This window comes from Caproiciproducens galactitolivorans (assembly GCF_026672255.1).
GTDB classification, from domain to species: Bacteria; Bacillota; Clostridia; order Oscillospirales; family Acutalibacteraceae; genus Caproiciproducens; species Caproiciproducens galactitolivorans_A.
In genome coordinates this window covers 24,316-47,119 of the sequence record NZ_JAPOHA010000001.1, presented here as the reverse complement: position 1 = coordinate 47,119, position 22,804 = coordinate 24,316, and the positions used below count along the sequence as shown (strand labels likewise).

Genomic DNA, 22,804 nt, shown 5'->3' with positions numbered 1-22,804 from the left:
CTGAATTTAATATATTGAATCGTTTGTCTTGTAATAGGGTAATGTGAACCCGTCGGCAGAGCTAACCAACCATTTATCACCTGATAGCTGGAATGTAAACGCTAAATCGGAAGCATCCTTTCCGTCATAGCTCTGCTGAGTCCCGCCGTAGCTCGGATAACAAGCTGTATAGGAATAATCCAATTTCGTGTCAACTTTTATAGACATGTCGGAGTCTGCCTGAGAATTCGTTACCTGAGGGTCAAAATCAGAGAAAGTAATACTTTTAATGCCGCCGTCGGTACCTTTTGCAATGATTCTCTGAAGATTACTGTACTCATTTTTTAGGTTTATCCGTGCATCCTCGTCTGTAACAAAATAATCTGCTACACTGTCAAAATCTTTTCCGGCCAAAGCAGCCGCATAGATATCTTTAATGATTTGTTCCGGCTTTTTTGAGACGGCGTCGAGAATATCTTTTTTCAGTGTCAGGTTACTCACAGTGAAACTGGAGTATTCGTTTAGGTCCATCTGATCCATAAAATCTTCTATGTAAGGGGACGTAACTTTCAGATCGTACTTTCCGATAAAAATATTCTTGAGTTTATAAGTAACAGATTGTTTTTCGGATGAATCCGCCGTGCCGTTGGAAGAGGAAGAATTATCCTTGTATTTGTCGGAAATCTTTGTATTATTTAAATAGGCTGTAGTCCCGTAAGGCACGGTAATGGTAACTTCCGGCTCAATATAACCTGTAGAGGATACTTTCCATTTATCAAAAAAGAGCCACATTTTTTCAGGTTGTTTGATCAGTTTGATATCCGTCGTTTGAGGCTCCGGACTGGTTTTTGTTGTATACTGCATTTCAATGTTTTTCGTAAGCGCACTGTTTTCATTGCTTTCATCACTTGTATAATCCTTCTTACTGGATATGCTGTAGTTTACGATTCCAGGATTTGTGCCTGATTCCTTCTGCATTTTCACAAAATTACCCTTGTTAATAAAATCGCTTTCCGTAATATTTAAGTAGGAATACGCCTTATCCCAGTCATTTACTTTCAATGCTTCAAAATAATTCTGAGCCACCCTTTCCGGGCTGCTCATTTGACCGCCCACATAAAAAAACACAGCCACTAAGACAGCCGCCAGCAGGATAGACGCCAATATTATTTTCATCCGAAGCGTCATCGGTGTGTGCGGCGCAGCGACTGCTGCCGACGCCGAATAGGTATAATTTTGATTTTCGGCAGACTTAGGGGGATCGGTCTGGGGTTGTCGGGGGTTCCCATTTTCGTTCGTTGGCTGAGCCGCTTGGCTTTGTTTCAGTGCCTGCGAAATATCCACACCGCAATTTTCGCAAAACACTGCATCGTCCTGATTTTTTGTTCCGCATTCAGGGCAAAACATGTTTCATCGCTCCTTTAATGATTGTATTATATTAAGAGAGAACAAATGCCCTCCTTAATCAGCTATTAACAAAATTTGATATTTAATATTAGAATAATATTTTGCCAATTATTTACCAATATTTACATTATATTCCCTTAGGAAATTAATTTCAACAAATTATTCATAATTTATTCATTTTTTATTTCTTTAATTCGCTAATTCGCATTTAAATTCCATTATAGAACCAAGATTCGTTCATGGAATCTCTTTCTTAAACTTCAAACGTCGCATTGCGTTCCCAAATGATGTTTTCGTTTTTAATCCTGCAAAAAAATTCCGCAAAGCCAGCATTTGCTGAACCTTGCGGAATTTTATTTTTACAATACTATACTTTTCATGCACGATCTGTCTTTAAAATGGAGTCAAACTTGTCCTATCGCTAAACGAGGTTACTTTACTTTCACCCCAAAAGCGGCTTTCTCGCCGTTGATATTCCACTCCATGGTAAAGCCGTCCATTTCATTCAGACGGATTTCGTCCGCCAATACGTCATGCCGAATGGCTTCTTTGTTTTTCGCCATAATGTCCGCCACTTTTTTACTTCCGGTTTCATAGACAACAATATGGTCGGTCAGATTGAATTTTGCTTCCTTGCGCATGGACTGGATTTTGCTGATGATTTCCCGAACAAAACCTTCCTCCAGCAATTCCTCCGTAAGCGCTGTATCCAGTACGACGGTAATTCCATTGTCCGATACGGATTCAAAGCCTTCCTTCTGGGCTGTTTCAATAAGCAGGTCGTCCGGGGTCAGGCGGATTTCTTCCCCTTCAATTTGCAAAGCCAAATAGCCGTTCGCATCAAGCTCTTTTTTCGCTTGATTGCCATCCAATTCCAGCAGGGCGGTACGGATATTGTTGACCTTTTTGCCGTATTTCTGGCCCAAAGTCCGAAGCTGCGGCTTAAAGAGGTAAGAGGTAAAGCGGGAAGCGTCTTCTTCAAAATGCACTTCCTTAATATTCAGCTCTTCCCGGATAATTTCATGATAAAGCGGGCCTACGTCGTGCGCTGCACCGATATAGAGATTCGCAAGCGGCTGACGGTTTTTCAGATTCACCGCGTTTCTTGCCGTACGGCCAAGCGTTACTACCTGCACGGCTTCTTCCATGTCGTCTTCCAGCTTTTTGTCGATCATGGTTTCGTCGGCGACCGGATAATCGCACAGATGAACGCTTTCCGGTGCGTCCGGGTCCACTGTACGGACTAAATTCTGGTAGATATCCTCGCACATAAACGGAATCATCGGCGCCGCCACCTTTGCAACCGTTACCAGCGCCGTATACAGGGTAAGGTAGGCGTTGATTTTATCCTCCGTCATTTCCGGAACCCAAAAGCGCTCTCTGCTTCTGCGGACATACCAGTTGCTCATTTCATCCACGAAGCTCTGCAAAGCTCTGGCTGTTTCCGGAATCTGATAATTTCCAAGATAGCGATCAACATCCAGAATCAGGGTATTCAGCTTTGAGAGAAGCCATTTGTCCATTACGGTCAGCTTTTCCGGATTCAGCTTGTACTTTGTTGCGTCGAATTTGTCGATTTCGGCATACAGAACCCAGAACGCATACGTGTTCCAAAGGGTGGACAGGAATTTGCGCTGGCCCTCCGTTACCGCCTTGGCGTAGAACCGGTTCGGAAGCCAGGGAGCGGAATTGCTGTAAAAATACCACCGGATGGAATCCGCGCCGTAGGTTTGCAGCGCGTCAAACGGATCGACCGCGTTCCCTTTTGACTTTGACATTTTCTGCCCGTTTTCATCCTGTACATGTCCTAAAACAATAACGTTTTTAAAGGGCGCCTTGTTAAACAGCAGCGTAGAAATCGCCATCAGGGAATAGAACCATCCTCTGGTCTGATCCACCGCTTCCGAAATGAAATCCGCCGGGAACTGCTGATGAAATACGTCTTTGTTTTCAAACGGATAGTGGTGCTGCGCAAACGGCATGGAACCGGAATCGAACCAGCAGTCAATCACTTCCGGAACGCGTTTCATCGGTTTGCCGCACTTGGGGCAGGTAATGGTAACCGCATCGATATAGGGACGGTGCAGTTCAATATCCTCCGGGCAATCCGGAGACATGCTTTTTAATTCTTCAATACTGCCGATCGCGTGGCGATGCCCGCAGGAGCATTCCCAAATATTCAGCGGGGTGCCCCAATAGCGGTTGCGGCTGATGCTCCAGTCCTGCACATTCTCCAGCCAGTCTCCGAAGCGGCCTTTGCCGATACTCTCCGGAATCCAGTGAACCGTCTGATTGTTGCGAATCAAATCCTCTTTGACCGCTGTCATCTTAATGAACCAGGATTCTCTGGCGTAATAGATGAGGGGAGTGTCGCACCGCCAGCAGAACGGGTAGCTGTGCTCAAAGGCGGGCGCGGAAAACAAAAGGCCGCGTTCCTTCAGGTCTCTTAATACTTTCGGGTCTGCGTCTTTGCAGAAGACGCCCGGCCAAAGCGTTTCCTTTGTCATCTGGCCTTTGCCGTCCACAAGCTGTACGAACGGGAGATCATAATTTCTGCCGACGTTCGCGTCGTCTTCACCAAAGGCGGGCGCAATGTGTACCACCCCGGTACCGTCCGTCAGGGTTACGTAGCGGTCGCAGGTAACATACCAGCATTTTTTATCCGGCTGAACAAAGTGATAGAGCGGTTCGTATTCCTTGTATTCCAGATCTTTTCCCGTATAGGTTTCCAAAACGGTAAATTCTTCCCCCAGAACAGCGGGAGCAAGCTCCTGTGCCAAATAATAGGTTTCCCCCTTGCAGCTTACTTTTACATAAGCCTCGTCGGGGTTAACGCAAAGCGCCACATTGGAGGGCAGGGTCCACGGCGTGGTTGTCCATGCAAGAATATAAGCGTCTTCGTCCTTCACTTTAAACTTTGCGATCGCCGATTTCTCTTTTACATTTTTATATCCCTGTGCCACTTCGTGGCTGGAAAGAGGCGTTCCGCAGCGGGGGCAGTACGGTACAATTTTAAATCCTTTATAGAGCAGGCCCTTTTCCCAAATCTGTTTGAGCGCCCACCACTCCGACTCAATATAATCATTGTCATACGTAACGTACGGATGATCCATGTCGACCCAATAGCCGACGGTACGGGAAAAGTCTTCCCACATGCCTTTATATTTCCATACGCTTTCCTTGCACTGTTTGATAAACGGTTCCAGCCCGTACTGTTCAATCTGGTCTTTGCCGTTGATATGCAGAAGTTTTTCCACTTCCAGCTCGACCGGAAGACCGTGGGTATCCCAGCCGGCCTTTCGCGGCACCTGATATCCCTTCATGGTACGGTAACGCGGAATCAGGTCTTTAATGACGCGGGTTAAAACATGGCCGATATGCGGTTTTCCGTTCGCCGTCGGCGGGCCCTCGAAAAAGATATAAGACTTTCCCTTTTCCCGCAGGGAAACGCTTTTTTCGAAAATTTGATTTTCTTCCCAAAAAGCTTCAACTGCTTTTTCACGCTCGACAAAATTCAGGTCTGTTGATACTTTTTTGTACATACTGTAATCTCCGATCCTTCGTATTGGTATTTCTGTGTGGTTATAAAATAAAAAAGCCTTTGCCCCGTATTCACAGGACAAAGACGAAACTTTGTTATACCACCTATTCCTACATACCATCATATGTGTTCCCGTTAACGGCGGAAAACCGGCTTCACTTACTCGGCCTTAGCCTTTTAGCTCGCAACTCCAGAGGGATTTTCAGGGATTCATCTACTCATACCGGGCTTGCACTGTCCCCGGTTCGCTGTGATTTTTAATGAAAGCTTACTGTCTCTGTCAATGTCTTTCATCCTATTCTTCTTATTATAATAGCATAGAATACGAAATTGTCAACTAGGATATTTTCTGCCGATATATGCCATTCGCATCAGAAATAAATACAATGGTAAGCGGCTCCGCCCGTACCTATTCTAATAATTCCATCTGTGACTTTAAAAAGTCCGTGGCCTCTTTCCTGCTCCGGGGAACATCGTGGCCGATTACGTAGGTTGAAAAATCAAATTTTTCAATGTACGCTGTCAAATTCTTTAATCGTTCCTGATCATATTTTCCGTCGCCGTAATAATCCTCGCAGTCCGAATCCCCAACGACTAAGACTTTTTCCTCCGGAATATAGAGGAATAACGAATCCCTTGAATGCGTGGAATCATGCGGTTCCAGCACGCAGTGAATCCCCCCGAGGTCAATCGCCGTTTTCTCCTTTACTTCGATCTCCGCCGGAACAACAACGATGTCTTTCAGATTTTCATATTCGCACAAAATACACTGATTGCAGAAAGCGATGTCTTCTCCGCTTTCCTCCCGCTCCCGCATTTTCTGCTTTGTCCATTCCCAATTTTGAACTTCTCTGAGCTTTTGGTTTGTTAAAACGGATGCGATTGTTTTCCCGGCAACCGCATGCATCCCAAAAGTGTGGTCCCAATGCCAGTGTGTGATGACGGTATAGTCCGGTTTCCGGAATCCGCGTTCTTCCAATTCATGATAGAATTTTTCCACATGCCGTTTTGAATTTCCCGCGTCGATTGCCAGACTCATCGTATCCCCGTTTATATAATACAAATACGGTCTGTCCGTCTTTTTTTCTCCCGGCAGAAAGTAAATTCTGTCCGTTAATTTCTCTAACATTTTTCCCTCCGAATAAACTGCATTTCAGGCCCTTTATTACAGAAATTAACTCTATCATGAAGGATTGCTGTTGTCAATCAGAAGTTCTTCCCGCAAAGTTTCTTTCCATTAAAGATCATGCGAAGTCCGGGAATCTTCCGAACTTCGCATGATCATACCATATAATTTGGGAAACTTGGCATTCATAAAGGTTAAGCGGCGAGATCCTTAATACTGCCGTGAACCGTAAGGTCGGTATAAAGCTCCGAAGTATACGGATTGCGCTTTGTTTTCGCAATGTGAGCAATCATGTAGACAAAGACCGCCACATTGATGAGCAGCGCCAGAAGGCTGGAAACAAAAAGCGCCGTCGTGTCCGGCGAAGCCGAAGCGACCGTATAGATGCCGGGAGCGGCATTCATGGTGTAACCGTTCGCCGCGAGAAGCCCCTCTTTGACGGCAGACTGCGCAATCGTATGGCTTGCACTGGACTGCACCATCCAATGGCTCGCATCCTGGAAAGCGGGGAAGGTTTGGGCGAACATGCACCACAGGGCCAGCGTCTGCGCACGGTGCTGGAGCCACGCACCCTTTCCGACTGTAAAAGCGCAAAGCGTCGGCGCAAGAAGCAGCGCAAGGCCGCAGTACCACGCGTGGGTTGGCAGGCAGTTGTAGGTATAGGCGAAATTCCAGACATCGTACGCTACAATCCAGAACCAGAGCATATCCGGCCAGAGCATGTCGCGGCTTTTATCCTTTGCGGTTTCCTTGCGGATGCAGATGCCGAACCAGCCGGTAATGGTAACGATGTTAAGAATCCCCGCGATTCCGTTCATATAGTTCCACGAGCCGCCGATGTAGTACTGAATCTGATTATTGGCGTATTCGACGACGGGAGTGGTATAATGGCCGACTTGAAAGTCGCGCGTGACAGCCTCGCAGATATTGATCGCGAGAATGAGGGGCGGAAAGCAAAGGGCAATTTTATTGGTGGAAAGCCCTTTGATATGGCGAATACACCAGAAGCCGATGCTTCCGGCCGTCGCGGAATAGACTTTTGCCAGATGGAACCAGTCCATATACGCGCTGTCGCGGAAAACCGTCAGCCACATCACGGTAAGCACAATGGGCAGAACAACAAAGAAGCTGAAACCAACCCATTTATAGCGGCGGCTCACCTCGTTGAGCGCAAAGAGACTTGCAAAAACACAGAGCCAGACAAGAAGCACCAATAGGGTCGGAACGCCTTCATAAAACACGAACACAGCAGATTCCTCCTTAAAACGAATGAATAATATGCCGTTTCTACCGGCAGACGATTTCTTTGACAATCATATCGTTGCCCTCAAGAATCTCCAGATTCTGCCCGCCGCAATCAAGACAGTACAGGTCGTTTGCCGCCGCGTTGAAAACGCGCCCGCATTCGCGGCATTTGACGATACCCGGCACAACCACAAGCTCCAGCGCCGTCTTTTCCATAAAGGTTTTGTAGACAGCGGCGGGATAGCACTGCTCGATATAGCGGGGAACGATTCCGGAAAGCTCACCGACCTCGATGACGATCTTTTCGACTTCGGTCAGCCCTTCCTCCCGCACGATTCCTTCCACCGTGTGGACAAGCGCATTGAGTACGCCCAGTTCATGCATGGAATCAGTCCTTCCCGAACCGTTCTTTTACCGAAGCGGCGACGATTTTTCCGCTGCGCCGCACGGCGTTGGCCGCAATTTTAACGGGCAGCTTCTCGTATGTACCGGGTATTGAATGATGCGTTCGTTCCAGATGGATGGCGTCGAACTTGCATTTTGTCGTACACATACCGCACCCGACGCACATATAGCTATCCACCTGCACCGCGCCGCAGCCTAGGCAGCGCTCTGTTTCCTTTTTCAGCTGTTCTTCCGTAAAAGTCAGGCGGTCGTCCGCAAAGCGGTCCTTTTTCTCCGGAGAATGGCCGGCGCGCTGGCGCGGGGTGTTGTCATAGCTGATGTTCGGCAGATCGACGTTCGATTTGTCAAACGCATGATAATTTCGCCGGTCGCGGCCAAGTGTCAGCGTCTGACCGGGCTGTACGAAGCGGTGAATCGAAATCGCGCCCTCTTTTCCTGCTGCGATGGCGTGAATGGCGAATTTGGGGCCTGTGCAGCAGTCGCCGCCCACAAAAATATCCGGTTCGTCGGTCTGGAAAGTAAGGCCGTCCGCCTGCGCGGTGTTTCCCCTTCCAAGCTTTACGCGGCTTCCTTCGAGCAGACCGCCCCACTGAATCGACTGGCCGATGGAGAGCAGAACCGCATCCGCCGCAACGGTGACGGTGTCGTTCTCATCGTACTGCGGAGAAAAACGATGCTCTTTGTCAAAAACGGAAACACAGCGTTTGAACTCCACCCCGGTAACTTTTCCTTTTTCCGTAAGAATTCGTTTCGGCCCCCAACCGTTGTTGAAAAGAACGGTGTCCCGCTCCGCTTCCTCTTTCTCGTCGTCCAGCGCGGGCATTTCCTCGCGGCTCTCAAGGCAGTAAAGGGAAACCGAATCGGCTCCTTCGCGGGTCGCAGTGCGCGCGACATCAATGGCCACGTTGCCGCCGCCGATGACGACGACCTTGCCTGAAAGCTTTGCGCTATGCCCCAGGCTGACTTCGCGCAGGAAATCGACGCCGGAAAGAACGCCCCGGGCCTCCTCCCCCTCCACGCCAAGTTTGCGCCCACCCTGCGCGCCGACGGCGAGGTAAAATGCTTCATAGCCCTGTTTGCGCAGCGCATCAAGCGTGATATCGCGGCCGACTTCAACGCCCGTTTTGAATTCCACGCCCATTTCGCGCAATACGTCGATTTCGGCATTGAGTACGTTTTTCTCCAGACGGAAGGAGGGGATTCCCAGTGCCAGCATGCCGCCCAGCTTTTCCTGCTTTTCAAAGACGGTCACACGGTACCCGTCAACGGCAAGGTAATAGGCGCAGGAAAGCCCCGCCGGGCCGGCGCCGACAACAGCAACCTTGTTTCCCAGATGATAGCGCATGGGCGGTATGTAACGGGAGGAGCCGTCAAGCTCTTTGTCGGCAATGAATTTCTTGATTTCATCAATGGCAATCGGCTCGTCTATCTCACCGCGGGTGCATTCGCTTTCGCACGCGTGCGGGCAGATACGGCCGCAGACCGCCGGAAACGGATTTTCTTTCTTGATAAGTTCAAGGGCTTCTCCGTAGTGGCCCTGTGCCGCCAGCTTGATATATCCCTGAACGGCGATATGCGCCGGACAGGCGGTTTTGCAGGGAGACGTTCCCTCCTCCGCGACATCCTCGCGGTTCTCGCGGTAGTCCTTGTTCCAGTCCGTTTCGCGCCAGACATGATTCCGCGCCGTATGTACCGTGCGCTCCGGAACAGGCTGTTTGGCGCACAGACGCTGTCCAAGCTTTAGCGCGTTGGTGGGGCAGTTTTCAACGCATGGGCCGCAGGCCACGCACTTTTCCGGGTCGGACACGGCGGTGAAATTGGAGCGGATACCATCCGGCGTATGAAAAAGCGTTGCCAGACGCATGGAAAAACAGGCGCAGCCGCAGCAGTTGCAGATCGCCGCGGATTCTCCGAGGCCGTCCGTATGGGGCATCTGGTGCATCAGTCCATTGGTTTCGGCAAATTTTAAGATTTCCTCGACTTCCTCGCGGCTGACCTGCCGCCCGCGTCCGGTACGGATATAATACTCCGCGCCGGTACCCATCTGGATGCAGATATCCTTTTCGAGATGGCCGCAGCCCTCATCCAGCACCCGGCGGGACTGACGGCAGGAACAGTCCGACACGCTGTAGGTGTCGTATTTATCAAGATAATAGGAAAGATGTTCCCACGGCTCGACGCCGGGAATATCCTTGATCGCGCTTTCAATGGGGACGACGCGCATCATGGCAAGCCCCTCCGGGAAAAGCGCCGCCATCGGCGCAAGCCGCCTGCGGGTATATTCCTCGAAAGCTTTTCCGATTTCAGGGTGCGCCGCAAGCTGCTCGCGGTTGTTCACCATCATTTCGAGCATGCCGGGCGCAAAGATATTGACAAAGTAACGGTCTTTGCCGTCCTCTTTGTCCGCCCAGACCTTGCAAACGCCGGTTTCCGCCAGTTTTGCCAGCAGTTCCCGCGTTTCCTTTTGGGACTTTCCGCATTTCCCGACAATAGATTCGAGAGTACGCGGCTGACGCAGTCCGATCGCCAGCGCCACATCGGCCATCTCGTCGGTAACCACGGCGTTGAGCGAGTAGTATTCCGGGGCGTTTTCATCTATTTTATTCCTCGCGCCGGCGATGCCGCCCACCATCTTTGCCAGCTTCACGATTTTCGGTCTTAATTCCGCCATTCTGTCGCTTCCCTCCATTCAGGTTTTTATCGGAATCCGTTTACGGCTTTTTCCACTTCGTAACCTCGTCACACAGCCAGCCGACCCACGCGTCAATTCCTTCTCCTGTGCGCGCGCAGACCGGAATGATTTTCGCCTTCGGATTGCGCATCCGGATGTTGGCGGCGCATTTTTCCATATCGAAATCGAAGTATGGAAGGACGTCGGTTTTATTAATGAGGACTACGTCGCACACGGAAAAAATCAAGGGGTATTTGAGCGGCTTATCGTCGCCCTCCGGTACGGAAAGAATCATCGCATTTTTTACCGCGCCGGTGTCGAACTCCGCCGGACAGACGAGATTGCCCACGTTTTCCAGAACCGCAAGCTCCACATCGCCGGTTCCGAGCGCCTCAAGGCCCTGCCGCGTCATGTCCGCGTCGAGGTGGCACATGCCGCCCGTATGCAGCTGGATCACCTTTGCGCCGAAGCTTTCGATCGTCCTTGCATCCACATCCGAGTCGATATCCGCCTCCATCACGCCAACCTTCAGCTTTCCGTCCAGTGCCTCAATCGTACGGGACAGAAGGGTTGTTTTTCCCGCCCCGGGGCTCGACATCAGGTTGAGCAGGAAAACCCGCTGCTTTTTCAGCTCCTGCCGGAGTTCTTCCGCCCGCCGGTCATTATCTGCAAAAACGCTCTGCTTGACCTGAAGGACCTTAAATCCGTTCATTCTTTCACGCTCCCTTCCGAATGGAACGATGACTTTGAGGTAAGGCCAAGCCGTGGCTTTACCAGATAATCATCAAACCATTCATCCATATGTAAATATTATAATAAATATATAAAATATGCAATAATTACGCTTAAAAATTAGCATTATAACTGAATATATCTCATTGAATCCGGTTGTATTGTATGGTAAAATCATACTGGTATTGGTCATACCACGTCCCACGAAGGAGGCATTTCCATGGAATTCAAAAAGCTCAGCGCCCCGAGTCTTAAGGAATTGTTCGTCTGCCAAATCCGCGAGAATATTCTCTCCGGGCAGCTTTCGGTCGGCACACGGCTGCCGCCGGAGCGGGAAATCGCACAGCAAATGCAGGTCAGCCGCGCCGTGGTCAACAGCGGCCTTACGGAGCTGGAACGGCAGGGCTTTCTCGAAATACGCCCGCGGCAGGGTGTTTTTGTGGCCGATTACGGCCGTAACGGCAACATCAGCACGCTGAACGCCATTATGGAATACCACAGCGAAACGCTTGGCCGCGCGGAGATTCGCTCCATTCTGGAAGTGCGCCGCGCGCTGGAGCATCTGGCGACGGACGCCGCAATCCGAAAGGCGACGGATGAGGATATGGACCGCCTTCTGCTTCTTGCAGCCAATGCAGAGGCTGCCGGTTCGGTCGGCGAAACGATAGAAGCCGCTTTTAACTTCCATCACGAACTGGCCGTTGTCGGCAAAAACAGTATCCTGCCGCTCATTTACATCTCCTTTAAGCCCATCGTCTCCCAGCTCTGGCTGCGGTACTGCCGCCGCTACGGCACGGATGTGCTTTCCGACAACACGCGCTCCCTTGCGGAATGCGTCGCCTCGCGCGACGTTGAGGCCACCCGGCGCTGCACCGATGAGCATCTCGACAGTTCCATCCGCGGATGCAGGCAGATTTACTAAGCTGTTCCAAAAATTACCGTTGCAAAATAGTTACAAATTTGTTACTATTTAATTGTCAAACAGCTTACATAACTTTTTTGATAAACCTCCAATTTCCTTACAGCCGCCCAGGCGTTAGGGCGGCTTTTTTTATTTGCGGTTGAATTTTCTTTTTATTTTAAGAATATCAAAAAATATTTTTCAGGTTCTTTACTTTTTAATTCCTTTCCTGTATGATTAATATGTAATAATTACTCCTTTATTTTTTCCGCCCTGTAAAAAGGGCGGTTTTTTAGTCCCTCATGAGGCGGCGAACCGAAAACCTTGTTCTTGCTTCATCGCGGCTTAGGCCGCAAAAGCGGCCTTGCCTGTTTTTCGTCCCAAATTGCCTTCTGCTTCCGGCTATAAAAATGCCCGCCGGTCGCCCGGCAGGTAAATCTTTGTTAACCATCCTGCATTCTCTTTAAAATCCCTCAACTAGGTCCTTTTGTTTAAGCAATCTTTCGAGGACTGGAATTTCCTCCTTTACTTCCAATCGAACCGTCTGCCACTCCACCGCCGCATAGGCAGCCCCAATGATGGATTTTGCATTTACAACATAGTTTTCCCCATCCGTAAGGGTTGTCTTTTGCGGGAAGCGTTCACAGATGGAAACCACTTCGGAAATGTTTTCTTTTGGACTCTTAATCAGATAAATTGTTTTCATGCATTTCTCCCTTTAACGCTAAATAGTATCGGCTTTATTTCAAACGCTATTCTAAGTATATTGTACCGATCCCCCGGTTGTGTTAGAACCGCGTAAAATTCTCCCAAAGATTTTCCATATTCATCTTATTGAATGCCGAAAACGGCCGGGCAATCTCTTTCCGCCGCACCGTCTCTATAACGGCCTGCGCGTGCGGTTAATTCCGGCAAAAAGGAGCAAAATACAGAAAAAGGAGTTGCACTGTATGAAATTTTTGATATCCATGCTGCTCGGCCTTTTGTTAGGCACCGCGGCAATCTTTTTAAAACCGGATAAGAAAAAACGCCGTAATAAAAAATAAGGGCACCGGTCTGCTTTCCGGTACCCTTTCATTTTATGTACAAGTTTCATGCGAAAAGAACCCTCTATCCTCATTCTCTCTTAAAACAAGGTGCTTACGGGGGTAAATTCCTGCGTGAAAACCTATTTCTGATTCAGCAATTCCAATTTTGCCACTGCCTCATCGCGTAATGTAAACCAATTCTCTTTATATTTTCCATCGCTTCGCAAATATTCAAATTTTTCTCCCTTTAGTAAGATATCGTATCCCTCGTTTGAGCGAATATTGAAGCCTAAACATGTTTCTTCCGACAGTACGTATTTCGAATCCCGTATATCCCATTTAAAAGAGTATATCGTGTCACCTACACTGCATGGGAATAATTTTGATAATTCAGCCATAATACCTCCGTTCTTTCTCAATGTCTATAACGATCACATAGTATTATAATTCATTTTATAGATTGTTTTAAGCGGTAATATTTGGGAGAGGAGATCGATTCCCATCATGTTTTCCTCAAAATAAGCATAAAAAAGCACCTTGCGGTTAAGCAAGATGCTGATTCTTTGTATTGGAAGCGCATGCCAAAAGACGAGGCCTGTGTTTTTATTCGCCTGCCATAGCATCCGCTTTTGTTTTATGGACCGTCCCCCAGGGATGCTGAGGCGGCGCATAAATCGAATACACTTTTAACGGTACATTTCCTACATTGATGACATTATGCCATGTTCCCGCGGGAATGATAATCGCGCTGCTCGGGTTGACACTTTTTTGAAAGCTCAAATCATTTTTATTATATCCCATCTTTGCAAGCCCCTCGCCTTGTTCAACCCGGATAAACTGGTCAACATTCGGATGGATTTCCAATCCGATATCTTCACCGACATTTATGCTCATCAGGGTAAGCTGCAAGTGTCTTCCCGTCCATAATGCGGTACGATAATTATCGTTTTTTTTGGTGACCTTTTCAATGTTAACTACGATCGGTACCGGGCCGTAATCCTTTAATGCTACATCGTCGTTTAAATATGGGCTCATACTGTATGCACCTTCTTATTTTTTATGCTGCTACATCATATGAAATAAAATCTTTAAAGGTGCCATAGTGAACTGTAAAATGGAGAATTTTGCAAAAATCTGCGCGGCTCTCCTTGCCGTACTACGACGCCAACCCTTTAGCAATTATTTTTCTAAACCTTAAAAATCTATTGAAATTGGCAATATATTATGATTTAATATAATTAATATAGAAATACAAGTAGGCTAAATGGGGAAAAAAGGACCTCACGCTACTGCAAATCATAAGAGCTAAAGAGAAAAATTCTGGATGGGAATTTCTTTCATAAATATTCCACAGAAGGTGGAAATTCAAGAATTGGAGGAAAAGAAAATGAAAACGAAATTCGTCAGTCTGCTTCTATGCCTTGTCATGTGTTTTTCTTTGGTGCCGAATACCGCTTTTGCGGCCAAGCGTGCGACAACACCCCGCCCAAAGGCTACGTCCTCAGCAACCGTTAAAAAGGCAGCAAAACCGGCTAAAAAAGGTTCAAAAAAGGCAACGGTTAAGAAATCTGCTAAGAAAGTTGCTAAAAACACAAGCACAGCAAAAAAGGTTCAAACAGTATATTGGGTAGATGATACAAAAATCTATCATAGTTCTAAAAATTGCAGGACGCTGAAAAAATCCAAAGCAATACACAGCGGAACTTTGGCACAAGCCCAAAAAGCCGGACATACTCAGTTATGCAAAGTTTGTCATTAATGGCACATAAATGAAGTTGGGAATTCGGCGCGAAAAATCAAATAATCATGGAATATTTAAAAAACAAAGCCGCACCAAACAGCCGGAAAATGGCTGCCCGATGCGGTTTTTTCATTGTGTTATTTGCTCATTCCAGATACTGGCTATTTGTGCACAAAATGCTTAGAATACCTTGATCATTATTTTGGTCTTCTTTTATTTTTTACCATATAAGTGATTCCTAAAACAACGCCGGACAGTAACGCAATAAAACCAAAAATATAAGAAAGTGGAATCAAGGCAAATGGCTCAACTAATGTTCCATCCGCCGCAACATAGCTTCCAATGATGTGAAACGACACAACACATCCAATACAGGCAAGAATGGAAAGGAATAGACTCCCCATCAAAAAAGCAGATACGCGATCCATTTTCCATTTTTTTGAAATATTTTTTATCACTTTCACATCGTCAAGATTATTCTTTACTTTAATTTCTGTATTCATTTGTTCCAATTCCATTCTGCACTTTGCGCAAGTGGCTAAATGTTCATCTACCAGCTTGCAACTATCCTCGCTGCATACATGATCATGATAAAGAGGCAGTAAATCCCGGATGATTTCACAAGTTATCTGCATTACAAATTCTCCTTTAATCTTATTTTTGCGCGATGGTAAGTGACTCTTGCCCAACTCTCTGTTTTTCCAAATATTTCTCCTATTTGGAAAAAAGACAATTCTCCAAATATCCGCAAGGTAAAAACCTCCTTATACGGATCCTGCAAATTATGAAGTGCTTTATGAATTTCCAATGCAGCTTCCTTTGTGAAAAGTTGTTTTTCGATATCCTCATCGCGCAAATTGCTTTCTATATCTGTTAAATGATCATATTGTTTTTCTTTTTTTATAAAAGAAAAATATGTGTTTTTTGCAATTTGGCACAGCCAGACATACAACTTGCACTTTCCATCAAACTTGTCGATATTTTTCAATGCCTTAAAAAAAGTTTCCTGGGTAATTTCTTCGGCTATCGATTTATTTCTGCTTAATGAGAAAGCGTATTTATATACATCTCTAAAATATTGCGTATATATTTCATTAAAATCCGTCACAGTTTCACCTCGCTTCGTATATATGACTTTCCAAACTCTCATTCGTTACAAATATTTTTAAAAAATTTAGCGTACCATCGTGACACGCTTTCCGAAAGTTATTTATAGAAACAATCCTAATTATATTATCCCAAAATAAAGAAAACAACATGCAGGCTTGAATCCTTACATGTTGTTGTTTCTTTGTGTTATTTGCTCGATTTAGACGCAGGGTCTAAACGCGAGCGATAAGCCATATAAAAGGAAAGAGTCTGAACGCGCATTGCGTCCAGACTCAGTCCGGTGGAGCGGGAGACGGGAATCGAACCCGCGTCATCAGCTTGGGAAGCTGATGTTCTACCATTGAACCACTTCCGCGTGAGTTTTATTTTAACATAAACCGTCAGCAGAATCAAGTAAAAAGTTATTTCAGCAAATCATTGAAGAATTTACCGTCAGCCGAAGAATTGCTTCCCACGCTGACAAGAACATATTTTCCATTCCGTACAATTACAAAGCTTTTCAACAAGTTGTATTGTGTTGGATTCAGGTCTTTAAAACCTGCCGCCTTGGAATTGATGTGGTCCGTTACGGCGGCCTTTAAATCCTCAAACTTATTTTTATCTTTCAGCAAAAAACATGCAAGTTCCGCCGCGCTGTCGGAAGACTTGCTCATATAAAGCGAACTGTCTTCGATAACGCCTTCGGGAATACTGTAATGCTTTGAAAGCTGGCTCGGGCTGACTTCCACCAGGTCGGTATAATGCATCTCGCTGATAATACCGGCTGTTATCCTCGACGGCGCCGGGCCTTTGGAATTTTCCTTTATATTTTTGAGTACAAAAAACACACTGATAAAAATCGCAATGGCAACCGTTAAAACGAGAACGGAAAAAATAATCCATCTTTTTTTATCCATTACGATTTTTCCCAAATTCTCGCCCCCTTGTCAATTTCATCCGCATTTTACCGTACTGAAAGCATGTAATTAATTATAGCATAGAAAATTTGCAAATATAGCCATTATCTTAAAATTAACAAAAAAATTTTTATGGAAAGGAGCAACTCGTTTTTCCGTCGTTTTACTTTACATAAAACTTCTCTTTTTTTTATATAACGCAGAGGAATTTTGACTTTTCAACATTTTCAACAGAGTTTTCAACAATTAAACTTAGGCGTATCCTTAGCTCTCCCTAATTTTCAACTTATGAGACAACCTGTTGAAAAGAAACGGTGGAAAAATCCGTGGTTTCACAAGTTAACATAATCACATGAAAACCGGTTTGATAAAAAAGGTAAACAAAAACCGGATGGAAAATCCATCCGGTTTTGAAATGCATTATGATCAGTCAATCGCTTTGGAAGCTACCTGCTCCATCGCTTTTGCTAAAAACGCGTCAATCGTCATTGAACCGATATCGCCGTCCTTGCGGCTGCGCACGGCTACGCTGTTTTCCTGCGCTTCCTTATCCCCGATAATAAGCATATAAGGAATCTTCTGAAGCTGGGCTTCACGAATCTTATAACCGATTTTTTCATTGCGGGTATCGCAGGTCACCCGAAGTCCGGCAGCCTGCAGCTTTTCAACCACTTTGTCGGCGTTCTCCTGCAAGCGTTCGCTGATCGGCAGTACCCTGACCTGTTCCGGCATCAGCCACATCGGAAGCGCACCGGCATATTTTTCAATCAGCAATGCGAGCGTGCGCTCGTAGCAGCCGATGGAAGTACGGTGGATAATATACGGATTCTTCTTTTTGCCGTCCGCGTCCACATATTCCATCCCGAATTTCTCCGCCAGCATCTGGTCGATCTGAATCGTAATCAAAGTATCTTCTTTTCCGAATACGTTCTTAATCTGAATGTCGAGTTTCGGGCCGTAGAACGCGGCTTCGCCGACTCCCTCTACAAACGGAATGTCCAGGTGGGTCAGAATCTTGCGCATGACTCCCTGCGCCTCGTTCCACTGTTCCTCCGTGCCGATATACTTTGCACGGTCGTTCGGGTCCCACATGGAGAAGCGGTACGAAACGTCTTCATAAAGGCCAAGGGTCTTCAGCATAAATATTGCAAGCTCCAGGCATTTCTTAAACTCCTCTTCCAGCTGTGCAGGGGTGCACATCAGATGACCTTCGGAAATCGTAAACTGCCGTACACGGATTAAACCGTGCATCTCGCCGGACGCTTCATTGCGGAACAGGGTGGAAGTCTCGTTATAACGAAGCGGCAGATCGCGGTAGGAGCGCTTCTTATTCAGATAGGCCTGATATTGGAACGGACAGGTCATCGGACGCAAAGCGTAAACTTCATCGTCCTTTTCCTCATCGCCAAGAACAAACATGCCGTCCTTGTAATGATCCCAGTGCCCGGAAAGCTTATAAAGATCGCTCTTCGCCATATAAGGCGTCTTCGTCAGCAGCCAGCCGCGCTTTTGCTCCTCGTCCTCCACAAAGCGCTGTAAAAGCTGAATCACGCGCGCGCCGTTCGGAAGCAGAATCGGCAAGCCCTGCCCGATCAGGTCGCAGGTTGTAAAGTAGCCCAACTGGCGGCCCAGCACGTTATGGTCGCGCTTCTTGGCTTCCTCTATTTTTGTAAGGTATTCTTCCAGTTCACTGCTCTTCGGGAAGGAAATCCCGTAAATACGCTGAAGCATTTTATTCTTGGAATCCCCGCGCCAGTAGGCCGCCGTATTCGCGGTCAGCTTCACGGCTTTGACACAGCCCGTGCTCATCAGATGCGGGCCGGCGCAAAGGTCCGTATAATCGCCCTGCTTATAGAAAGTGATTCTCTCCCCTTTTCCGGCGTGTTCGTCAATCAGTTCCAGTTTATAGATCTGATGTTCCTTCTCCATTAGCTCCCGGGCTTCCTGAGGAGAAAGTTCAAAGCGTTCGATCGGAATATTTTCCTTAATAATCTTTTTCATTTCCGCTTCAATCTTCGGCAGGTCTTCCGGGGTAAGGGAGCGCTCCAAATCGATATCATAATAGAAGCCGTTCTCGATCGCCGGCCCGATCGCAAAGCACGCGCTTGGGAACAGACGCTTTACCGCCTGCGCCATGATGTGGGCGGTCGTATGCCAATATGCTTTTTTTCCTTCCGGATGATCAAAAGTCAGGATCTCCAGCCCGCAGTCCGCTGTGACCGGCGTGCGAAGATCAACGATCTTGCCGTCAATTTTTCCGGCACAGGCGGCCTTGTACAGCCCCATGCCGATGGATTTCGCTATTTCGGCAACGGTTATGCCGCTTTCAAACTCTCTTGGTTCGCCTTTTAAACTTACTTTTATCATATCATTCACTCCTTAGATGATTTATAAAATAAAAAAAGCTTTACCCCACAGTATGGGGCAAAGCAATTGTTTGCGGTTCCACCCAATTTCAACGGATTTCGGAAAAGAAAACCGTTCTCATGGCGGCAGATAACGGCGCCGGCCGGCATGCCTTATGCAACGCTTTCGGCACGCACTCGGAGGCGGTGTCCCGATTTCGAACTGCTGCGGGTACTTACAGCATATGCGCCCGCTCTCTGGTACAGTTATTGGAAATAAGGCTTCCTCGTCAACGTATTTACATATTCGCTATATACCCGTATATTAGCACCGGTTTGCAGCCTTGTCAATAGAAATCTTTTGAAAATCGTCCGCTTTCGGCACTCTATTTGCTATAATGATAATTTTCAACAAAACTTGATTATGAAATTATATAGACAAATCCTTCCGATTGTAATCAATATTTCTTGACATCCGGGTACCGGAAGTAATACAATTATGGATATGATGCACGAATATGCATTAATGGGCTTAACGCACCCATTCTAAAAGATTTAAAATCGAAAAATATGAAAAGTAAGAAAGACAAGGAGGTGCCAACGATTGACCACAGTTACTTTAACAACATGTATTATCATCGCGCTTGTCTGCGCGTTGGTTACAGGCGTAGCTGCGTTCTTCGGCGGAGTCAGCCATCGAAAAAAACAGGCTGAGTTCACGATCGGTTCTGCTGAGCAGGAAGCAAAAAGAATTGTCAGCGATGCCATTAAAACAGCCGAAGCGAAGAAAAAAGAAGCTGTTCTGGAAGGCAAAGACGAAATTCACCGCCAAAGAACCGAATCCGAGCGCGAATTGAATGAGCGCCGGAAGGAAGTACAGCGTCAGGAACGCCGCATACAGCAAAAAGAAGAAACCCTTGACAAAAAGATGGAAAGCCTGGAAGCCAAGGATGAAATCCTGACAAATAAAAACAAGCAGGCGGACGAACGGCTTTCGGAAGCCGAGGCCGTCAAGAAGAGCCAGTTTGATATGCTGGAGCGCATATCCGGATTTACGGTTGATCAAGCCAAAGACTACCTGATGAAAAACCTGGAAGACGAGCTTACGCATGAAAAGGCCGTCAAACTCATGGAAATCGAACAGCAAACCCGTGAGGAATCAGACAAGTCCGCCAGAGAAATCATTTCCATGGCAATTCAGAGATGCGCCGCGGATCACGTGGCGGAGGCAACCATTTCCGTTGTACCGCTGCCGAACGATGAAATGAAGGGCCGCATCATCGGGCGTGAAGGCCGGAATATCCGGGCGATTGAAACGCTCACAGGCGTTGACCTCATCATCGACGACACACCGGAGGCAATTACCCTTTCCTGTTTCGAACCGGTGCGCCGGGAAGTTGCCCGCATAGCGCTTGAGCATCTGATTGCAGACGGCAGAATCCATCCTGCAAGGATTGAGGAGACAATCGAGAAGGCGCGCCGCGAGGTGGATGCCACCATCAAACAGGAAGGCGAGCGTGCTGTTATTGAAGCCGGAGTGAATGGAATCCACCCCGAACTGATCAAATTACTGGGACGGTTGCGTTACCGCACCAGCTACGGACAAAATGTTTTAAACCATTCTCTGGAAGTTTCTTTTTTATCCGGTGTGATGGCTTCCGAACTCGGTTTGGACCCGGCCATTGCACGCCGAGCCGGTTTGCTGCATGATATCGGCAAATCACTTGATCATGAAATCGAAGGTTCCCATGTCGACATTGGCGTCGATGTGGCTCGCAAATACAAGGAAAGCGAAACCGTTATTCACGCGATTCAGGCACATCACGGCGATGTGGAAGCAAAAACGGTGATCGCCTGCATTGTTCAGGCGGCCGACGCAATTTCCGCCGCAAGGCCGGGGGCAAGGCGCGAAAACCTGGAAAACTATATCAAACGGCTTGAGAAGCTGGAAGAAGTCGCTTCCTCGTTTGAAGGGGTTGAACGGTGCTTCGCCATTCAGGCCGGACGCGAAATTCGCGTAATTGTGAAACCGGATATGATTACCGACGATAAGATGGTGCTTTTGGCACGCGATATTTGTAACAAAATTGAAAGTGATCTCGAGTATCCCGGACAGATTAAGGTAAACATAATTCGTGAAAGCCGCGCGATTGAATACGCGAAATAGCCTATCAATGGCGCATAATTGGGGAGAAGTTTTGGGGGAACAGCAAGAAGGCTGTTCCCCCAAAAATTATTTCCGTGATTTTCATCCGTTTGCAGGCAAACCGTACTCCATAACCTTCGTTTGTGAATTTTTGAAACTCAAATCCTGCAAAATCCGAGAATTCGTATTTTTGAGGATTTACAGGTAAAAAATAAACTGTTACAATATTTTACAGGACTCCAACTCCCGCAATGGGAATTTCGATAGAAGGTAGGCTTATACTATGAATATACTTGCCATTGGCGACGTGGTGGGCAGCATTGGCTGCCGTTTTCTGCGCGCGCATCTTCCCTCTTTAAAAAAGCTGAAGGGAATTGACCTGGTAATCGCCAACGGGGAAAACTCCGCGGACGGCAACGGCCTTACGCCCGTGTCGGTTCAGTTCCTGTTCGACAGCGGCGTGGACGTCATTACGGCGGGCAATCACAGCTTTCGCCGAAAGGAAAGCTACGAACTATATGACTCGTGTGAATATCTCCTGCGCCCCGCGAATTTCCCCTCCGGTGCCCCGGGCAAAGGCTTCTGTGTTGTGGATATGGGCAGAACGCAGGTCGGCGTGATCAATCTGATGGGTACCGTTTACATGGATGGGCTGGATTCTCCCTTTGACGAGGCGGACCGGATTCTTGCAAAAGGTGTTCCCCCCATTACGCTGATCGACTTTCACGCGGAAGCGACGGGCGAAAAGCGTTCCTTCGGGTACTATATGGATGGGAGGGTCTCCGCCGTTTTCGGCACGCACACCCATGTGCAAACGGCGGACGACTGCATTCTGCCCAAGGGTACCGGCTATCTTTCCGACCTTGGCATGACGGGCCCGATCCAGTCGGTTCTCGGCGTCCAGCCGGAACTCGTCATTGAAAAGATGCGTACGAAAATGCCCGTTCGGTTTGCGCTTGCCGAAGGAGATTGCAAGATGGACTGCGCTTTATTTCATATCGACGACAAGACCGGAAATACGCTTTCGGTGGAACGGATTCAAATTGCATAAAAGTTGTTCGTTGGTTTCTACAGTTTTATTTTACGAATTTAATTGTTTTTAGTAAATAATACTTGCAAATCTTTTCAATTCGTTCTATGATGGTACTATGATTTTGCTATAGTCTGGAGGATGCCTATGGAAATCTTAAAAGTATCATCAAAATCAGCTCCCAACTCCGTCGCAGGTGCTGTCGCAGGAGTAATTCGCGAAGAGGGATCCGTCGAGCTGCAGGCCGTCGGCGCCGGCGCAGCCAATCAGGCTATCAAGGCCATCGCAATTGCGCGCGGATACCTAGCCCCGTCGGGAATCGACATCGTTTGCATTCCTGCCTTTGCCAGCGTAGTAATCGGCAACGAGGAACGCACGGCAATCAAATTAATTGTAGAACCGAGGTAACACCGACCCCTATTATATCCTCACATTCTGTGGGGATATTTTTTTGAGAAATTCCACTATTTCTCGCCGTTTTTGCCCAAAATTTAAAGATTG

General features: G+C 47.3%; 18 protein-coding genes, 1 tRNA gene and 2 pseudogenes. 5 read left to right on the top strand and 16 right to left on the bottom strand.

Annotated elements, in window-relative coordinates; translation table 11 throughout:
- Nucleotides 1-6: 6 nt before the first annotated feature.
- The 8 genes and pseudogenes from OUY18_RS00230 to hypB form a co-directional block, all read right to left on the bottom strand.
- Nucleotides 7-1,323 (bottom strand): hypothetical protein, encoded by a 1,317-nt coding sequence (locus OUY18_RS00230; protein WP_268056696.1) that lies wholly within the window; start codon nucleotides 1,321-1,323, stop codon nucleotides 7-9.
- 3 nt (nucleotides 1,324-1,326) lie between these two features.
- Nucleotides 1,327-1,386: pseudogene (locus tag OUY18_RS13825) on the bottom strand (zinc-ribbon domain-containing protein); the annotation flags it as partial.
- Between the two features lie 431 nt (nucleotides 1,387-1,817).
- Nucleotides 1,818-4,928 carry an isoleucine--tRNA ligase gene (gene ileS / locus OUY18_RS00225; RefSeq protein ID WP_268056695.1) on the bottom strand — a complete coding sequence of 1,037 codons (3,111 nt, stop codon included), beginning with the start codon at nucleotides 4,926-4,928 and terminating at the stop codon, nucleotides 1,818-1,820.
- A gap of 408 nt (nucleotides 4,929-5,336) precedes the next feature.
- Nucleotides 5,337-6,056, bottom strand: coding sequence for an MBL fold metallo-hydrolase (locus OUY18_RS00220; protein ID WP_268056694.1), 720 nt, complete (start codon nucleotides 6,054-6,056; stop codon nucleotides 5,337-5,339).
- 191 nt (nucleotides 6,057-6,247) lie between these two features.
- On the bottom strand, nucleotides 6,248-7,300 hold the full coding sequence (locus OUY18_RS00215) for a DUF5692 family protein (RefSeq protein ID WP_268056693.1): 1,053 nt from the start codon (nucleotides 7,298-7,300) through the stop codon (nucleotides 6,248-6,250).
- A gap of 40 nt (nucleotides 7,301-7,340) precedes the next feature.
- Complete coding sequence (locus tag OUY18_RS00210; RefSeq protein WP_268056692.1) at nucleotides 7,341-7,682, bottom strand: hydrogenase maturation nickel metallochaperone HypA; 342 nt, start codon at nucleotides 7,680-7,682, stop codon at nucleotides 7,341-7,343.
- Between the two features lie 4 nt (nucleotides 7,683-7,686).
- Entirely contained in the window at nucleotides 7,687-10,374 is a 2,688-nt protein-coding gene (locus OUY18_RS00205) for an FAD-dependent oxidoreductase (RefSeq protein ID WP_268056691.1), read from the bottom strand.
- Between the two features lie 40 nt (nucleotides 10,375-10,414).
- A complete protein-coding gene (gene hypB / locus OUY18_RS00200; protein WP_268056690.1) occupies nucleotides 10,415-11,086 on the bottom strand; it encodes a hydrogenase nickel incorporation protein HypB in 672 nt (223 codons plus the stop codon).
- Nucleotides 11,087-11,326: 240 nt separating this feature from the next.
- Between hypB and OUY18_RS00195 the strand changes: the two genes are divergently transcribed.
- Nucleotides 11,327-12,028 (top strand): FadR/GntR family transcriptional regulator, encoded by a 702-nt coding sequence (locus OUY18_RS00195; RefSeq protein WP_268056689.1) that lies wholly within the window; start codon nucleotides 11,327-11,329, stop codon nucleotides 12,026-12,028.
- Nucleotides 12,029-12,470: 442 nt separating this feature from the next.
- On the opposite strand, the gene OUY18_RS00190 is transcribed toward OUY18_RS00195, so the two are convergent.
- The 3 genes and pseudogenes from OUY18_RS00190 to OUY18_RS00180 form a co-directional block, all read right to left on the bottom strand.
- Nucleotides 12,471-12,713, bottom strand: coding sequence for a hypothetical protein (locus tag OUY18_RS00190; RefSeq protein WP_268056688.1), 243 nt, complete (start codon nucleotides 12,711-12,713; stop codon nucleotides 12,471-12,473).
- A gap of 462 nt (nucleotides 12,714-13,175) precedes the next feature.
- Nucleotides 13,176-13,433 carry a hypothetical protein gene (locus OUY18_RS00185; RefSeq protein ID WP_268056687.1) on the bottom strand — a complete coding sequence of 86 codons (258 nt, stop codon included), beginning with the start codon at nucleotides 13,431-13,433 and terminating at the stop codon, nucleotides 13,176-13,178.
- 205 nt (nucleotides 13,434-13,638) lie between these two features.
- A pseudogene (locus OUY18_RS00180) lies at nucleotides 13,639-14,055 on the bottom strand (cupin domain-containing protein); the annotation flags it as partial.
- Between the two features lie 367 nt (nucleotides 14,056-14,422).
- Here OUY18_RS00180 and OUY18_RS00175 point away from each other — a divergent pair.
- Complete coding sequence (locus tag OUY18_RS00175; protein ID WP_268056686.1) at nucleotides 14,423-14,794, top strand: hypothetical protein; 372 nt, start codon at nucleotides 14,423-14,425, stop codon at nucleotides 14,792-14,794.
- 179 nt (nucleotides 14,795-14,973) lie between these two features.
- Here the strand turns inward: OUY18_RS00175 and OUY18_RS00170 are convergent, their stop codons facing one another.
- From OUY18_RS00170 to thrS, 5 genes are all read right to left on the bottom strand, one after another.
- Nucleotides 14,974-15,411 carry a DUF3955 domain-containing protein gene (locus tag OUY18_RS00170; protein WP_268056685.1) on the bottom strand — a complete coding sequence of 146 codons (438 nt, stop codon included), beginning with the start codon at nucleotides 15,409-15,411 and terminating at the stop codon, nucleotides 14,974-14,976.
- Nucleotides 15,411-15,884 (bottom strand): RNA polymerase sigma factor, encoded by a 474-nt coding sequence (locus tag OUY18_RS00165; protein WP_268056684.1) that lies wholly within the window; start codon nucleotides 15,882-15,884, stop codon nucleotides 15,411-15,413. Before OUY18_RS00165 ends, OUY18_RS00170 begins: the two co-directional genes overlap by 1 nt.
- 283 nt (nucleotides 15,885-16,167) lie before the next feature.
- Nucleotides 16,168-16,241: transfer RNA gene (locus OUY18_RS00160), tRNA-Gly, on the bottom strand.
- Between the two features lie 46 nt (nucleotides 16,242-16,287).
- Nucleotides 16,288-16,797, bottom strand: coding sequence for a DUF4358 domain-containing protein (locus OUY18_RS00155; protein WP_268056683.1), 510 nt, complete (start codon nucleotides 16,795-16,797; stop codon nucleotides 16,288-16,290).
- A 411-nt stretch (nucleotides 16,798-17,208) separates the two neighbouring features.
- Nucleotides 17,209-19,149 carry a threonine--tRNA ligase gene (thrS, locus tag OUY18_RS00150; RefSeq protein ID WP_268056682.1) on the bottom strand — a complete coding sequence of 647 codons (1,941 nt, stop codon included), beginning with the start codon at nucleotides 19,147-19,149 and terminating at the stop codon, nucleotides 17,209-17,211.
- A gap of 582 nt (nucleotides 19,150-19,731) precedes the next feature.
- On the opposite strand from thrS, the gene rny reads away from it, so the two are divergent.
- The 3 genes from rny to OUY18_RS00135 all read left to right on the top strand — a co-directional run bounded on the left by rny (nucleotide 19,732) and on the right by OUY18_RS00135 (nucleotide 22,711).
- Entirely contained in the window at nucleotides 19,732-21,294 is a 1,563-nt protein-coding gene (rny, locus tag OUY18_RS00145; RefSeq protein WP_268056681.1) for a ribonuclease Y, read from the top strand.
- Nucleotides 21,295-21,556: 262 nt separating this feature from the next.
- Nucleotides 21,557-22,324: a TIGR00282 family metallophosphoesterase gene (locus OUY18_RS00140; RefSeq protein WP_268056680.1), complete on the top strand. Its 768-nt coding sequence runs from the start codon at nucleotides 21,557-21,559 to the stop codon at nucleotides 22,322-22,324.
- Nucleotides 22,325-22,450: 126 nt separating this feature from the next.
- A complete protein-coding gene (locus tag OUY18_RS00135; RefSeq protein WP_268056679.1) occupies nucleotides 22,451-22,711 on the top strand; it encodes a stage V sporulation protein S in 261 nt (86 codons plus the stop codon).
- The last annotated feature ends 93 nt before the right edge of the window (nucleotides 22,712-22,804 follow it).

Coding starts and splice junctions, on each gene's coding strand:
- OUY18_RS00210 (WP_268056692.1), bottom strand. CDS start 7,682: ATGCATGAACTGGGCGTACTCAATGCGCTTGTCCACACGGTGGAAGGA.
- OUY18_RS00190 (WP_268056688.1), bottom strand. CDS start 12,713: ATGAAAACAATTTATCTGATTAAGAGTCCAAAAGAAAACATTTCCGAA.
- OUY18_RS00135 (WP_268056679.1), top strand. CDS start 22,451: ATGGAAATCTTAAAAGTATCATCAAAATCAGCTCCCAACTCCGTCGCA.
- OUY18_RS00185 (WP_268056687.1), bottom strand. CDS start 13,433: ATGGCTGAATTATCAAAATTATTCCCATGCAGTGTAGGTGACACGATA.
- OUY18_RS00195 (WP_268056689.1), top strand. CDS start 11,327: ATGGAATTCAAAAAGCTCAGCGCCCCGAGTCTTAAGGAATTGTTCGTC.
- hypB (WP_268056690.1), bottom strand. CDS start 11,086: ATGAACGGATTTAAGGTCCTTCAGGTCAAGCAGAGCGTTTTTGCAGAT.
- OUY18_RS00175 (WP_268056686.1), top strand. CDS start 14,423: ATGAAAACGAAATTCGTCAGTCTGCTTCTATGCCTTGTCATGTGTTTT.
- ileS (WP_268056695.1), bottom strand. CDS start 4,928: ATGTACAAAAAAGTATCAACAGACCTGAATTTTGTCGAGCGTGAAAAA.
- thrS (WP_268056682.1), bottom strand. CDS start 19,149: ATGATAAAAGTAAGTTTAAAAGGCGAACCAAGAGAGTTTGAAAGCGGC.
- OUY18_RS00170 (WP_268056685.1), bottom strand. CDS start 15,411: ATGCAGATAACTTGTGAAATCATCCGGGATTTACTGCCTCTTTATCAT.
- OUY18_RS00220 (WP_268056694.1), bottom strand. CDS start 6,056: ATGTTAGAGAAATTAACGGACAGAATTTACTTTCTGCCGGGAGAAAAA.
- OUY18_RS00205 (WP_268056691.1), bottom strand. CDS start 10,374: ATGGCGGAATTAAGACCGAAAATCGTGAAGCTGGCAAAGATGGTGGGC.
- OUY18_RS00140 (WP_268056680.1), top strand. CDS start 21,557: ATGAATATACTTGCCATTGGCGACGTGGTGGGCAGCATTGGCTGCCGT.